The sequence below is a fragment of the Salmonella sp. SAL00653 genome (assembly GCF_046552515.1).
Classification (GTDB): Bacteria; Pseudomonadota; Gammaproteobacteria; order Enterobacterales; family Enterobacteriaceae; genus Salmonella; species Salmonella enterica.
Map to the genome: position 1 here is coordinate 36,781 of NZ_JBGDTY010000004.1, position 14,306 is coordinate 51,086.

The following is a 14,306-nucleotide window of genomic DNA, read 5'->3' on the forward strand; positions in this document are numbered from 1 at the left end:
CGATGAAAAGAAAATTGTCCTGGATGTGTGCGGCGGTAATAGGATTAAGCGCGTTTCCTGCTTTCATGACGGCGGCGGCGCCTGCGATGCCGCCATTGATCAATGCTGAACCCACCGAGCCTGCGCAGTCCCCCGCAGATCAGGCGCCAGTCGTGGCGCAGACCGCGCCTTCGCGCGAGGTCAAGCTGACCTTTGCGCAAATCGCGCCGCCGCCGGGTAGTATGGCGCTGCGTGGCGTTAACCCCAACGGCGGCATTGAATTTGGTATGCGCAGCGATGAAGTGGCGTCGAAAGCGGTGCTGAATCTGGAATATACGCCCTCGCCGTCGCTCCTGCCGGTTCAGTCGCAGCTCAAGGTTTATCTCAATGATGAACTGATGGGCGTACTGCCGGTGACAAAAGAGCAGTTGGGGGAAAAGACGCTGGCGCAGGTACCTATCAATCCGCTATTTATCACCGACTTTAACCGGGTGCGGCTGGAGTTTGTCGGCCACTATCGCGACGTGTGTGAAAACCCGGCCAGCAGTACTCTGTGGTTAGACATCGGGCGAAATAGCGCCCTGGATCTGACCTATAACATGCTGGCGGTGAATAACGATCTGTCCCACTTCCCGGTGCCGTTTTTCGATCCGCGGGATAACCGTCCGGTGACGTTGCCGATAGTGTTTGCTGACATGCCGGATCTGGCGCAGCAGCAGGCGGCTTCTATTGTCGCGTCCTGGTTTGGCTCGCGGGCGGGCTGGCGCGGTCAGCGCTTCCCGGTGTTGTATAATCACCTGCCGGATCGCAATGCGATCGTGTTCGCCACCAACGATCGACGCCCCGATTTCCTGCGCGATCATCCTGCGGTTAACGCGCCGGTTATCGAGATGATGAGCCATCCGGATAATCCGTATGTGAAGTTGCTGGTCGTGTTTGGCCGTGATGATAAAGACCTGTTGCAAGCGGCAAAAGGTATCGCGCAAGGGAATATTCTCTTCCGTGGTTCCAGCGTGGTGGTCAACGATGTAAAACCGCTGCTGGCGCGCAAACCGTATGATGCGCCGAACTGGGTGCGTACCGATCGCCCGGTCACTTTTGGCGAGCTGAAAACCTATGAAGAGCAGCTCCAGTCGAGTGGGCTGGAGCCGGCGCCCATCAATGTTTCTTTGAATCTGCCGCCGGACCTCTATTTGCTGCGTAGCAACGGTATTGATATGGATCTCAACTACCGTTATACCTCGCCGCCGACTAAAGACAGTTCACGGCTGGATATCAGTCTGAATAACCAGTTTCTGCAAGCCTTTAGCCTTAACAGCACGCAGGAAACTAATCGACTCCTGTTGCGCCTGCCGGTACTTCAGGGACTGCTGGATGGTAAAACGGATGTGTCTATTCCAGCGCTCAAACTGGGGGCGATGAACCAACTACGTTTTGACTTCCGCTACATGAATCCGATGCCGGGCGGGTCGGTGGACAACTGTATTACCTTCCAGCCGGTACCGAATCATGTGGTGATAGGGGATGACTCCACTATCGATTTTTCGAAATATTACCACTTTATCGCGATGCCGGATTTACGCGCGTTCGCCAATGCGGGTTTCCCGTTCAGCCGGATGGCCGACCTGTCTGACACGCTGGCGGTGATGCCGAAGACCCCAACCGAAGCGCAAATGGAAACGCTGCTGAATACGGTCGGCGCCATTGGCGGACAGACCGGTTTCCCGGCAATTAATCTGATAATCACCGATGATAGCGCTCAGATAGCCGACAAAGACGCCGATCTGCTGATTATTGGCGCTATTCCGGGCAAGCTAAAAGACGATAAGCGTATCGATCTGTTGGTGCAGGCGGCACAAAGCTGGGTAAAAACCCCGATGCGGCAGACCGCTTTCCCGTCGATTATGCCGGATGAGGCCGATCGCGCGGCGGATGCGCAGTCCACCGTCACCGCCAGCGGCCCGATGGCGGCGGTGGTGGGCTTCCAGTCGCCGTTTAACGATCAGCGCAGCGTGATTGCTCTGCTGGCTGACAGCCCGCGCGGTTACCAGCTACTGAACGACGCCGTGAACGACAGCGGTAAACGTGCCGCGATGTTTGGTTCCGTGGCGGTGATCCGCGAGTCTGGCGTTCACAGTCTGCGCGTTGGCGATATCTATTACGTCGGACATCTGCCGTGGTTTGAGCGGCTGTGGTATGCGCTGGCGAATCACCCGGTGCTGCTGGCGGTACTGGCGGCCCTCAGTGTGGTATTACTGGCGTGGGTATTGTGGCGTCTGCTACGTATTCTCAGTCGCCGTCGTCTCGACCCTGACCATGAGTAACGCATGATGACTATGCTGCGCGGATGGATAACGATGCTCGTCATGCTGACGGCAATAAATGCGCAGGCAGCCTGTAGCTGGCCTGCGTGGGAACAGTTCAAGAAAGATTACATTAGCCAGCAGGGACGCGTTATCGATCCGGACGATGCGCGAAAAATTACCACCTCCGAAGGGCAAAGCTACGCCATGTTCTTTGCCCTGGCAGCGAACGATCGACCGGCGTTCGCGCAACTGTTTAACTGGACGCAAAACAATCTGGCGCAGGGATCGTTGCGTGAACATCTGCCCGCCTGGCTGTGGGGGCAAAAAGATCCCGACACCTGGTCGGTGCTGGACAGCAACTCCGCGTCCGACGGCGATATCTGGATGGCATGGTCGCTGCTGGAGGCCGGTCGTCTGTGGAAAGAGACGCGTTATACCGAGGTGGGCACGGCGTTGCTAAAACGCATCGCCCGCGAAGAGGTCGTGAATGTGCCGGGGCTGGGCTCAATGCTGCTACCTGGCAAAATCGGCTTTGCCGAGGCGAATAGCTGGCGTTTTAACCCAAGCTATCTGCCGCCGCAGTTGGCGCAATACTTTAGCCGTTTTGGCGCGCCGTGGTCGACGTTACGGGAAACCAATTTGCGGCTTTTGCTGGAAACCGCGCCGAAAGGTTTCTCGCCGGACTGGGTGCGTTATGAAAGCAAGCAAGGCTGGCAGTTGAAAGCGGAAAAGACGCTGATCAGTAGCTACGATGCGATTCGCGTCTATTTATGGGCGGGAATGATGCATGATGGCGATCCGCAAAAAGCGCGTTTACTGGCGCGATTTAAACCGATGGCGACGTTAACGATGAAAAACGGCGTTCCACCGGAGAAAGTGGATGTCGTCAGCGGGAACGCGCAAGGGACGGGGCCGGTCGGGTTTTCCGCCGCCTTACTGCCTTTCCTGCAAAATCGCGACGCCCAGGCCGTGCAGCGACAGCGGGTCGCAGACCATTTTCCTGGCAGCGATGCCTATTACAACTATGTGCTGACTCTCTTTGGACAAGGCTGGGATCAGCACCGTTTTCGCTTCACCGTCAAAGGTGAATTATTACCTGACTGGGGCCAGGAATGCGTAAGTTCACGTTAAGTCTCATGCACGCTTTTTTGCCGGCTGGCGGTCGAAACGCCTTACCTGGCAAAAGGGGCGTTTCTCGGGCATTGTTGGGGTTATCGCTTGGTATGGCGCTAACACCGCTTGCCGGCGCAGCGACCTCCGCGCAGCAACAGTTGCTGGAGCAGGTTCGGCTGGGCGAGGCCACGCACCGTGAGGACTTAGTCCGTCAGTCGCTCTATCGCCTGGAGCTGATCGACCCCAATGATCCACAGGTTATCGCCGCCCGTTTCCGCTATCTGTTGCGGCAGGGGGATAGCGACGGGGCGCAGAAGTTACTTGACCGGCTGGCGCAACTGGCGCCGGAGTCGACGGCGTATCAATCTTCCCGCACCGCGATGCTGCTCTCCACGCCGCAAGGACGCCAGTCTTTGCAGGAGGCGCGTTTACTGGCGACGACCGGCCATACTGAACAAGCGATCGCCAGCTACGACAAGCTGTTTAAAGGTTATCCGCCGGAGGGCGAACTGGCGGTCGAATACTGGACGACCGTGGCGAAATTGCCCGCTCGCCGTCACGAAGCGATTAACCAGCTACAGAAAATCAATGCCGTCAGTCCGGGTAATAACGCTCTGCAAAATGCGCTGGCGCAACTGTTGTTCGCCAGCGGGCGGCGCGATGAGGGATTCGCGGTGCTAAAACAGATGGCGAAATCCAGTACGGGACGCAGCGCGGCCTCCGCCATCTGGTACCAGCAGATAAAAGATCTCCCGGTGAGCGACGCCAGCGTAAAAGCGTTGCAAGACTATCTGACGCAGTTTAGCGAAGGCGATAGCGTGTCTGCCGCCCGCGCCCAGCTTAGCGAGCAGCAAAAACAGTTAGCCGAGCCGGCGTTCCGCGCGCGCTCGCAGGGCATCGCGGCGGTTAATACCGGAGAAGGCGGTAAGGCCATTGTGCAATTGCAGCAGGCGGTGAGCGCCCGGCGGGACGACAGCGAGGCGGTCGGCGCGCTGGGGCAGGCATACTCACAGCGTGGCGATCGCGCCCGCGCCGTCGCGCAGTTTGAAAAGGCGCTGGCGATGGCGCCGCACAGCAGCAGCCGCGATAAGTGGGAGAGCCTGCTGAAGGTCAATCGCTACTGGCTGTTAATTCAGCAGGGCGACGCGGCCTTAAAAGCGAATAATCTGGCCCAGGCGGAGCGTTTCTATCAGCAGGCGCGAGCAGTGGATAACACCGACAGCTACGCGGTGCTGGGGCTGGGGGATGTGGCGATGGCGCGCAAAGATAATGCCGCCGCCGAACGTTATTATCAGCAGACGCTGCGTATGGATAGCGGTAATACCAATGCTGTACGCGGGCTGGCGAATCTTTATCGCCAGCAGTCGCCGCAAAAAGCCGCCGCGTTTATCGCTTCTCTTTCCGCCAGCCAGCGGCGCAGTATCGACGATATCGAACGCAGTCTGGAAAATGATCGTCTGGCGCAGCAGGCGGAAACGCTGGAAAGCGAGGGCAAATGGGCGCAGGCCGCAGAACTGCACCGTCGCCGGCTGGCATTAGATCCGGGGAGCGTGTGGGTGACGTACCGACTGTCACGCGATCTGTGGCAGGCCGGGCAGCACGCCCAGGCCGATGCGCAAATGCGCTCTCTGGCGCAGCAGAAGCCAAACGATCCGGAACAGGTCTATGCTTATGGACTTTATCTTTCCGGCAGCGATCGGGACCGGGCGGCGCTGGCGCATCTCAATACCCTACCGACCAGCCAGTGGAACAGCAATATTCAGGAACTGGCGGGCCGATTGCAAAGTAACCAGGTGCTGGAAAGCGCTAACCGCTTGCGCGATAGCGGCAAAGAACGCGAAGCGGAAGCGTTGTTACGTCAGCAGCCGCCCTCTACGCGCATTGCGTTAACGTTGGCGGACTGGGCGCAGCAGCGTGGCGATAATGCGGCGGCCCGCGCCGCTTATGACGCCGTTCTGGCGCGGGAACCGGGTAATGTCGATGCCATGCTGGGGCGGGTGGAAATCGACATCGCACAGGGCGATAACGCCGCGGCGCGCGCTCAACTGGCGGCGCTGCCTGCGTCGCAAATCACCTCTATTAACATGCAGCGCCGCGTCGCGCTGGCGCAGCTCCAGCTTGGCGATATCACGGCGGCGGCGCGGACCTTCAACCGCATTACGCCGCAGGCAAAAGCACAGCCGCCATCAATGGAAAGCGCGATGGTATTGCGTGACGCCGCCGCTTTTCAGGCGCAAACGGGCGAGCCGCAGCGGGCGCTGGAGACCTACAAAGACGCAATGGTCGCCGCAGCGATTACGCCGGTTCGTCCCCAGGATAACGATACCTTTACCCGCCTGACGCGCAATGATGAAAAAGATGACTGGCTAAAACGCGGCGTGCGTAGCGATGCGGCGGAGTTGTACCGTCAGCAGGATCTCAATGTCACGTTGGCGCACGATTATTGGGGGTCGAGCGGGACTGGCGGCTACTCCGATCTGAAGGCGCATACCACGATGCTTCAGGTGGATGCGCCCTGGTCGGACGGACGGGCGTTCTTTCGTACTGATATGGTGAATATGGATGTTGGCCGTTTCTCTACGGATGAGGACGGAAAATACGATAATAACTGGGGTACCTGTACGCTGGAGAAATGCAGCGGACATCGTAGCCAGGCCGATACGGGCGCGAGCGTGGCGGTCGGCTGGCAGAATGAGACCTGGCGCTGGGATATCGGCACGACGCCGATGGGCTTTAATGTCGTTGATGTGGTCGGCGGCGTCAGCTACAGCGACGATATCGGGCCGTTGGGTTATACCCTGAACGCGCATCGTCGCCCGATCTCCAGTTCGCTGCTGGCGTTTGGCGGGCAAAAGGACGCCAGCAGCAATACCGGCACCAAATGGGGCGGCGTGCGGGCCAACGGCGGCGGCATCAGTCTCAGCTATGATAAAGGCGAAGCAAACGGTGTCTGGGCGTCGCTCAGCGGCGACCAGTTGAGCGGTAAAAATGTGGAAGATAACTGGCGCGTGCGCTGGATGACCGGTTATTACTATAAGGTGATTAACGAGAATAACCGCCGCGTTACCGTCGGGCTGAATAACATGATCTGGCATTACGACAAAGATTTGAGCGGTTATTCACTGGGTCAGGGCGGTTATTATAGCCCGCAGGAATACCTGTCGTTTGCGGTGCCGGTGATGTGGCGGCAGCGTACGGAAAACTGGTCGTGGGAGCTAGGCGGCTCGGTATCCTGGTCGCACTCCCGCAACCGTACCATGCCGCGTTATCCGCTGATGAATTTGATCCCGGCGGATTATCAGGAGGATGCGCGTGACCAGACCAACGGCGGCGGCAGCAGTCAGGGATTTGGCTATACCGCGCGGGCGCTCATTGAACGCCGGGTCACTGCCAACTGGTTTGTGGGTACGGCTGTCGATATTCAGCAGGCGAAAGATTATACCCCCAGTCATCTGCTGCTGTATGTCCGTTATTCCGCGGCGGGCTGGCAGGGGGATATGGATTTACCGCCGCAGCCTCTGGTGCCTTACGCTGACTGGTAATCATTGCGTCAGGCCTACGAATTGACAGGCGTCGTAGGCCTGAGAAGCGCAGCGCCATCAGACGCTATCATTAACCGTTATTCAGAAAAGTCCTTTTCAGATACAGCCTCTCTTAATGCCGCTGCAATCGGGTATACTCAGGCGGCAGTCCGGGATATCCAGGGAGAGTCAATTTGCGCGTCAGCCGCTCGTTAACAATTAAACAGATGGCAATGGTTGCGGCCGTTGTCATGGTGTTTGTTTTTGTCTTTTGCACCGTTTTGTTGTTCCATCTGGTACAGCAGAACCGCTACAACACGGCTACGCAACTGGAAAGTATCGCGCGATCTGTTCGGGAACCTCTTTCTTCCGCGATTCTAAAAGCGGATCTCCCCGGCGCGGAAACCATTCTGGAAAGTATTAAACCTGCGGGCGTGGTGAGTCGCGCCGATGTGGTATTGCCGAATCAGTTCCAGGCGTTGCGTAAGCGCTTCATTCCTGAACGCCCCGTCCCGGTTATGGTGACGCGTCTCTTCGAACTGCCGGTACAAATTTCTTTGCCGGTTTATTCGTTGGAGCGTCCTGCCAATCCGCAACCTCTGGCCTACCTTGTATTGCAGGCGGATTCGTACCGTATGTACAAGTTCGTCATGAGCGCGCTCTCTACGTTAGTGACCATTTACTTACTTTTATCGCTGATCCTGACGGTGGCCATCGCCTGGTGCGTAAACCGCCTGATTGTGCATCCGCTGCGCAAAATCGCCCGCGAGCTGAACGACATTCCGCAGCAGGAGCTGATCGGACATCAGCTGGCGTTGCCGCGTCTGCATCAGGATGATGAAATTGGAATGCTGGTGCGCAGCTATAACCTCAACCAGCAGCTTATGCAGCGTCAACGCGAGGAGCAAACGGACAACGCGATGCGTTTTCCGGTTTCCGAGTTGCCCAATAAAGCCTTTTTAATGGCGCTGCTGGAACAGGTTATCACCCGCCAACAGACCACCGCGCTTATCATCGTGACGTGCGAAACGTTGCGTGACACGGCAGGCGTGCTGCAAGAAACGCAGCGGGAGATTCTATTACTGACGCTGGTTGAGAAGCTGAAGTCGGTGCTGGCGCCGCGCATGGTGCTTACGCAGGTCAGCGGGTATGACTTCGCCATTATCGCCCACGGCGTTAAAGAGCCGTGGCACGCCATTACATTAGGTCAGCAAATACTCACTATCATTAATGAACGACTGCCCATCCAGGGTATTCAACTGCGCCCAAGCTGCAGTATTGGCATTGCGATGTATTATGGCGATCTGACCGCCGAAGAGCTCTATGGTCGCGCCGTCTCCGCCGCCTTTACCGCGCGCCGAAAAGGTAAAAATCAGATCCAGTTCTTTGACCCGGCGCAGATGGAGGCCGCTCAACAGCGCCTTACCGAAGAGAGCGATATCCTTACCGCGCTGGATAACCATCAGTTTGCCATTTGGCTGCAGCCGCAGGTCGAGATGCGCAGCGGCAACGTATTAAGCGCCGAAGCCTTGTTACGTATGCAACAGCCGGACGGTAGCTGGGAATTACCAGATGGGCTGATTGAGCGCATTGAATCCTGCGGCCTGATGGTCACGGTGGGCTATTGGGTGCTGGAAGAGTCCTGCCGCCAGCTTGCCGCCTGGCAGGAGCGCGGCGTGACATTGCCGCTCTCCGTCAATCTTTCCGCGTTACAGCTCATGCACCCTGGCATGGTGTCGGAGCTGCTGGAATTGTTAAACCGCTATCGTATTCAACCAGGTACGCTGATTCTTGAGGTCACTGAAAGCCGCCGTATCGACGATCCACACGCTGCCGTCGCTATCTTACGTCCGTTACGTAATGCTGGCGTGCGTATCGCACTGGATGATTTTGGCATGGGTTACGCGGGGCTGCGCCAGTTACAGCATATGAAGTCGCTACCGGTCGATATCCTTAAAATTGATAAAATGTTTGTCGATGGGTTACCGGATGATCACAGTATGGTGACGGCGATTATCCTGATGGCCCGCAGTCTTAATTTACAATTGATTGCCGAGGGCGTGGAGAACGAGGCGCAACGCGCGTGGCTGGAACAGGCTGGAGTCAACGTGGCGCAAGGCTTCCTGTTTGCTCGGCCCGTTCCCGCGGATATCTTTGAAGAACGGTATCTGTCGCACGAAAATTCTGATTACAAAAGTTAAAAAAGGTCGCGCTTGTGCGAGCCAGCTCAAACTTTTTAACATTTTTGTTTCAATTATGATCCTGGCGCATTTCTGTCATGTTGTGTGGGTGTTATTTTAAGGCCGCAGGTTACTCATAACCTTACAAGACCTGTGGTTTTTACTTCAAGGACACCCTATGAAAACCTCTCTGTTCAAAAGTCTTTATTTTCAGGTCCTGACAGCAATCGCCATTGGTATTCTCCTTGGCCATTACTATCCTGAACTGGGCGCACAAATGAAACCGCTTGGCGACGCGTTCGTTAAGCTCATTAAGATGATCATTGCTCCTGTCATTTTCTGTACTGTCGTGACGGGCATCGCAGGCATGGAAAGCATGAAGGCGGTGGGGCGTACCGGCGCGGTCGCGCTGCTTTACTTTGAAATTGTCAGTACGATTGCGCTGATTATCGGTCTTATCATCGTCAACGTTGTGCAACCTGGCGCCGGGATGAACGTCGATCCGGCAACGCTGGATGCGCAGGCGGTGGCCGTTTATGCCGCACAAGCCAAGGAGCAGGGCATTATTGCCTTCCTGATGGATGTCATACCGGGCAGCGTGATCGGCGCGTTTGCCAGCGGCAACATTCTGCAGGTCTTACTGTTTGCGGTGTTGTTTGGTTTTGCGCTGCACCGTTTGGGCAGCAAAGGCCAGCTCATTTTCAATGTGATTGAGAGTTTTTCGCAGGTCATTTTCGGCATCATCAATATGATCATGCGCCTGGCGCCGATTGGCGCATTCGGCGCGATGGCCTTCACCATCGGTAAATACGGCGTCGGTTCTCTGGTGCAACTGGGGCAGCTCATTATCTGCTTCTATATCACCTGTATTCTCTTCGTGGTGGTGGTGCTGGGGACGATTGCACGGGTAACAGGCTTTAGCATTTTTAAATTTATTCGCTATATCCGGGAAGAATTACTCATTGTGCTTGGCACCTCCTCTTCCGAGTCAGCGTTGCCGCGTATGCTCGATAAGATGGAAAAACTGGGGTGCCGTAAGTCGGTGGTAGGGCTGGTGATCCCGACGGGGTATTCGTTCAACCTTGATGGCACCTCTATCTACCTGACGATGGCGGCGGTGTTTATCGCCCAGGCGACCAACAGCCATATGGATATCTTCCACCAGATAACGCTGCTGGTCGTGCTGCTGCTATCGTCAAAAGGCGCCGCGGGCGTGACCGGAAGCGGCTTTATTGTGCTGGCGGCCACTATCTCCGCCGTAGGCCATTTACCGGTTGCGGGACTGGCGTTAATCCTCGGTATCGACCGCTTTATGTCCGAAGCGCGCGCGCTGACTAACCTGGTGGGTAACGGCGTGGCGACGGTGGTGGTTGCCAAATGGGTGAAAGAGTTAGATCACCAAAAGCTGGACGATGTGCTTAATAATCGTGCGCCGGATGGCAAAACGCACGAAATTTCCTCCTAATCTCGCCACTTATGCCCGTAGTCCCTTCCAGGACTGCGGGTGTTTGCGCATAATTGACCCCTGCGCCCAAAGCATACAGCATGATGCTTAGGGATTATTTCACTTCTTCCGTGACATTTTTAGGTTCTCGCGGTCTAACACGAAGTGTTTTTACGTCATATTCAGGCATCCCTGCCGGGGCTGTCTTTTTATTACCAGGATTGTTGATCAGGGGTTCACATGCAGGGCACAAAAATTCGACTCTTAGCGGGCAGTCTGTTGATGTTGGCCTCTGCCGGCTATGTGCAGGCAGATGCGCTCCAGCCCGATCCGGCATGGCAACAGGGGACGCTGGCTAATGGGTTACAGTGGCAAGTGTTGGCTACGCCTCAGCGCCCCAGCGATCGTATTGAAGTTCGTCTCCAGGTTAATACCGGTTCGCTCACCGAAAGTACGCAACAGAGCGGGTTCAGCCATGCGATTCCCCGTATCGCGCTGACGCAAAGCGGTGGTCTGGATGCCGCACAGGCACGTTCTTTATGGCAGCAAGGGTTTGATCCTAAACGTCCCATGCCGCCCGTTATTGTTTCTTATGATTCCACGCTCTATAACCTCAGTTTACCCAATAACCGTAACGATCTGCTGAAAGAAGCGCTGACCTATCTGGCTAACGTCTCCGGTAAATTAACCATTACGCCAGAGACGGTGAATCATGCGTTAAGCAGCGAAGATATGGTTGCGACGTGGCCAGCAGATACTAAAGAGGGCTGGTGGCGTTATCGGCTGAAAGGATCGGCGTTATTGGGGCACGATCCCGCGGAACCGTTAAAGCAACCGGTAGACGCAGCCAAAATTCAGGCTTTCTATGAAAAATGGTACACCCCGGATGCCATGACGCTGATTGTTGTCGGCAACATTGATGCGCGCTCCGTCGCCGAGCAGATCAATAAAACGTTCGGTACGCTGAAAGGTAAACGCGAAACGCCCGCCCCGGTGCCGACGCTTTCGCCGCTGCGGGCGGAATCAGTGAGCATTATGACCGATGCGGTGCGCCAGGATCGTCTCTCCATTATGTGGGATACGCCGTGGCAACCGATTCGCGAGTCGGCGGCGCTGTTGCGCTACTGGCAGGCGGATCTGGCGCGCGAAGCGCTGTTCTGGCATATCCAGCAAGAGCTTACTAAAAATAACGCGAAAGATATTGGTCTGGGGTTTGACTGCCGGGTTCTGTTCCTGCGCGCGCAGTGCGCCATCAACATTGAATCACCTAATGATAAGCTCAATACCAATTTGAGCCTGGTGGCGAATGAACTGGCGAAAGTACGCGATAAAGGTTTGTCGGAAGAGGAGTTTACTGCGCTGGTGGCGCAGAAAAATCTCGAATTGCAAAAGCTGTTCGCGACCTACGCGCGTACCGATACTGACATTTTGACTGGACAGCGTATGCGCTCGCTGCAGAATCAGGTGGTGGATATCGCGCCGGAGCAGTATCAGAAGCTGCGTCAGAATTTCCTCAACAGCCTGACCGTTGATATGCTCAATCAGAATTTACGTCAGCAGCTATCGCAGGAGATGGCATTAATTTTGCTGCAACCGCAAGGCGAGCCGGAATTTAATATGAAGGCGTTAAAGGCGACGTGGGATGAAATCATGGTCCCGACAACTGCCGCCGCTGTTGAAGCAGATGAGGCGCATCCGGAAGTGACGGAGACACCGGCGGCACAGTAAGCTGCCGCCTGCCGGCCCGGTAAGCGCAGCGCCACCGGGCAAGAGCAAATGACTTACTGCGGCATCGCGTCGTGCGGAATAATGGCCCCACGGTACTGAATTACCGTGCTGGCCGTCAGGTGTCCGCGCTTCGCGGCATCCGTCGCGCTGCCGCCCGTCAAACGAACGGCCAGATAACCGGCGCTGAAGGAGTCGCCTGCGGCAGTGGTGTCTATCACTTTCTCTTTCGGCAGTTTTACTGCCGGAACGTCAATGAGCGCCTCGCCCTGAATTGAGACCAGGCAAGAGTCCGCCCCGCGTTTTACCACCACTTCCTGCACGCCTGCCGCATGGGTGCGGGCAATGACCTCTTCCACCGGTTGCTGACCCCATAGCGCGTCTTCATCGTCCAGTGTCAGGAAAGCGATATCAGTACATTCCAGCATCTTTTGATAGACCTGCTGCGTTTCTTCGCGACTTGTCCATAAACGCGGGCGATAGTTATTATCAAAAATGACTTTCCCGCCGTTGGCCCGACATTCACGCAATAAAGACAGCAGCTTATCACGGCTGGTCGGGCTTAAAATCGCGAGGCTAATGCCGCTCAGGTAGAGATAATCGAAGGTCGCCAGCGCCTCGCAGATAGCCGCTGACTGTTCGCTCTCCAGCCAGAATTTCGCTGCCGCTTCGTTACGCCAGTAGTAGAAGGTACGCTCGCCAGTGTCATCGGTTTCGATGTAATAGAGGCCTGGCAGGCGATTTTCCATCCGCTGCGTTAGCGAGGTATCCACATTTTCATGCTGCCACGCCTCCAGCATCTGTTGGCTGAAACTGTCGGTACCCAGCGCCGTCACATAGTGAACGGCCAGAGCGGTAGAATCGACCTGACGGGCAATATAAACGGAGGTATTCAGCGTGTCGCCGCTGAAGCCGCGCTGAACATCAGCGCCTTTCTGCGACAGCTCAATCATGCATTCGCCAATCACGGCAATCTTTTTAGACATAGTCGTGAACCTGATCTGTAAAAATTAGCGTTAGTGTGCGCTGTGGATGTTTAGTGGTCAATAATATTAAAACATCGGTCCATTATTTTTTTGAGCAAGTGCGTATTTTTGACAAGTTTCGTGGTCTGTTTTTATTTTGCCAGGGACTGAGGGTAAAGTTCTCTGCCTGAACGCCGATAACCTTTGACGAGTCCGGACAGTCACACTCCCATTAACAGGACAACTGAGATGATAAAGCAGGTTATCCAGCAGCTACGCGTTCCTGATGCAGGTATAGAGAATTTGCAGGAACGGCGCTATTGGCTGCAATGCGAGCGTGCCTATACTTACCAGCCGATATACCAGACGGATGGCCGTCTGATGGCGGTTGAACTTCTCACTGTCGTCACCCATCCTGATAACCCTTCCAGACGTATTGCCCCGGATCGTTATTTCGCGGAGTTAGCGGTTCGACACCGCATTGACGTAGTGAAAGAACAACTTCATCAGCTTGAACAAAAAGCGGATTTTTTCACTCGCCATCACTTATTGGCATCGGTCAATGTCGATGGCCCTACGCTGATTGCCATGCGACGACAGCCGGACATTCTGGCAGCGATGGAGCGTTTACCCTGGCTGCGTTTCGAATTGGTGGAACATATTCGTTTGCCGAAAGACTCCTCTTTCGCCTCGATGTGTGAGTTCGGCCCGCTGTGGCTGGATGATTTTGGTACTGGTATGGCCAATTTTTCAGCGCTGAGCGAAGTGCGTTATGACTACATTAAAGTGGCGCGCGAGCTGTTCGTCATGCTGCGTCAGTCCGCGGAGGGACGCAACCTGTTCACTCTGCTGCTGCAACTGATGAACCGCTACTGCCGCGGCGTTATTGTCGAGGGCGTGGAGACGCTGGAAGAGTGGCGTGATGTGCAGCGTTCGCCCGCCTTTGCCGCCCAGGGCTATTTTCTTTCTCGACCCGTGCCGCTGATATCGCTCGAAGAGGTGATTCTGACCCTGTAACGCCAGACTGTTCCCGTAATACGTGGTATTACGAGGCGCGGTCATCCTCCTTTTTC

8 protein-coding genes are annotated in these 14,306 nt (G+C 55.9%); 7 read left to right on the forward strand and 1 reads right to left on the reverse strand.

The features are described from left to right. Positions 1–2 precede the first annotated feature (2 nt). From bcsB to ACLJRU_RS06650, 6 genes are all read left to right on the forward strand, one after another. On the forward strand, positions 3–2,303 hold the full coding sequence (bcsB, locus tag ACLJRU_RS06625) for a cellulose biosynthesis cyclic di-GMP-binding regulatory protein BcsB (RefSeq protein WP_000823802.1): 2,301 nt from the start codon (positions 3–5) through the stop codon (positions 2,301–2,303). A gap of 3 nt (positions 2,304–2,306) precedes the next feature. After that, positions 2,307–3,416: a cellulose synthase complex periplasmic endoglucanase BcsZ gene (gene bcsZ / locus ACLJRU_RS06630; RefSeq protein ID WP_000988809.1), complete on the forward strand. Its 1,110-nt coding sequence runs from the start codon at positions 2,307–2,309 to the stop codon at positions 3,414–3,416. Next, a complete protein-coding gene (bcsC, locus tag ACLJRU_RS06635) occupies positions 3,398–6,940 on the forward strand; it encodes a cellulose synthase complex outer membrane protein BcsC (protein WP_023235361.1) in 3,543 nt (1,180 codons plus the stop codon). The genes bcsZ and bcsC overlap by 19 nt, the downstream gene beginning before the upstream one ends. Positions 6,941–7,113: 173 nt before the next feature. Further along, positions 7,114–9,120: a biofilm formation regulator HmsP gene (gene hmsP / locus ACLJRU_RS06640; protein WP_001266358.1), complete on the forward strand. Its 2,007-nt coding sequence runs from the start codon at positions 7,114–7,116 to the stop codon at positions 9,118–9,120. 157 nt (positions 9,121–9,277) lie between these two features. Next, complete coding sequence (gene dctA, locus ACLJRU_RS06645; RefSeq protein ID WP_000858228.1) at positions 9,278–10,564, forward strand: C4-dicarboxylate transporter DctC; 1,287 nt, start codon at positions 9,278–9,280, stop codon at positions 10,562–10,564. A 219-nt stretch (positions 10,565–10,783) separates the two neighbouring features. Then, positions 10,784–12,271, forward strand: a complete 1,488-nt coding sequence (locus tag ACLJRU_RS06650) for a M16 family metallopeptidase (protein ID WP_001163182.1) — start codon at positions 10,784–10,786, stop codon at positions 12,269–12,271. 53 nt (positions 12,272–12,324) lie between these two features. Here the strand turns inward: ACLJRU_RS06650 and ACLJRU_RS06655 are convergent, their stop codons facing one another. Further along, positions 12,325–13,254, reverse strand: a complete 930-nt coding sequence (locus ACLJRU_RS06655; RefSeq protein ID WP_187790636.1) for a sugar kinase — start codon at positions 13,252–13,254, stop codon at positions 12,325–12,327. Positions 13,255–13,482: 228 nt separating this feature from the next. Here ACLJRU_RS06655 and pdeH point away from each other — a divergent pair, with 228 nt between their 5' ends. Further along, positions 13,483–14,250, forward strand: a complete 768-nt coding sequence (gene pdeH, locus ACLJRU_RS06660; protein ID WP_000595624.1) for a cyclic-guanylate-specific phosphodiesterase — start codon at positions 13,483–13,485, stop codon at positions 14,248–14,250. Positions 14,251–14,306 lie beyond the last annotated feature (56 nt).

Coding starts and splice junctions, on each gene's coding strand:
- bcsB (WP_000823802.1), top strand. CDS start 3: ATGAAAAGAAAATTGTCCTGGATGTGTGCGGCGGTAATAGGATTAAGC.
- bcsC (WP_023235361.1), top strand. CDS start 3,398: ATGCGTAAGTTCACGTTAAGTCTCATGCACGCTTTTTTGCCGGCTGGC.
- dctA (WP_000858228.1), top strand. CDS start 9,278: ATGAAAACCTCTCTGTTCAAAAGTCTTTATTTTCAGGTCCTGACAGCA.
- bcsZ (WP_000988809.1), top strand. CDS start 2,307: ATGATGACTATGCTGCGCGGATGGATAACGATGCTCGTCATGCTGACG.
- ACLJRU_RS06655 (WP_187790636.1), bottom strand. CDS start 13,254: ATGTCTAAAAAGATTGCCGTGATTGGCGAATGCATGATTGAGCTGTCG.
- pdeH (WP_000595624.1), top strand. CDS start 13,483: ATGATAAAGCAGGTTATCCAGCAGCTACGCGTTCCTGATGCAGGTATA.
- ACLJRU_RS06650 (WP_001163182.1), top strand. CDS start 10,784: ATGCAGGGCACAAAAATTCGACTCTTAGCGGGCAGTCTGTTGATGTTG.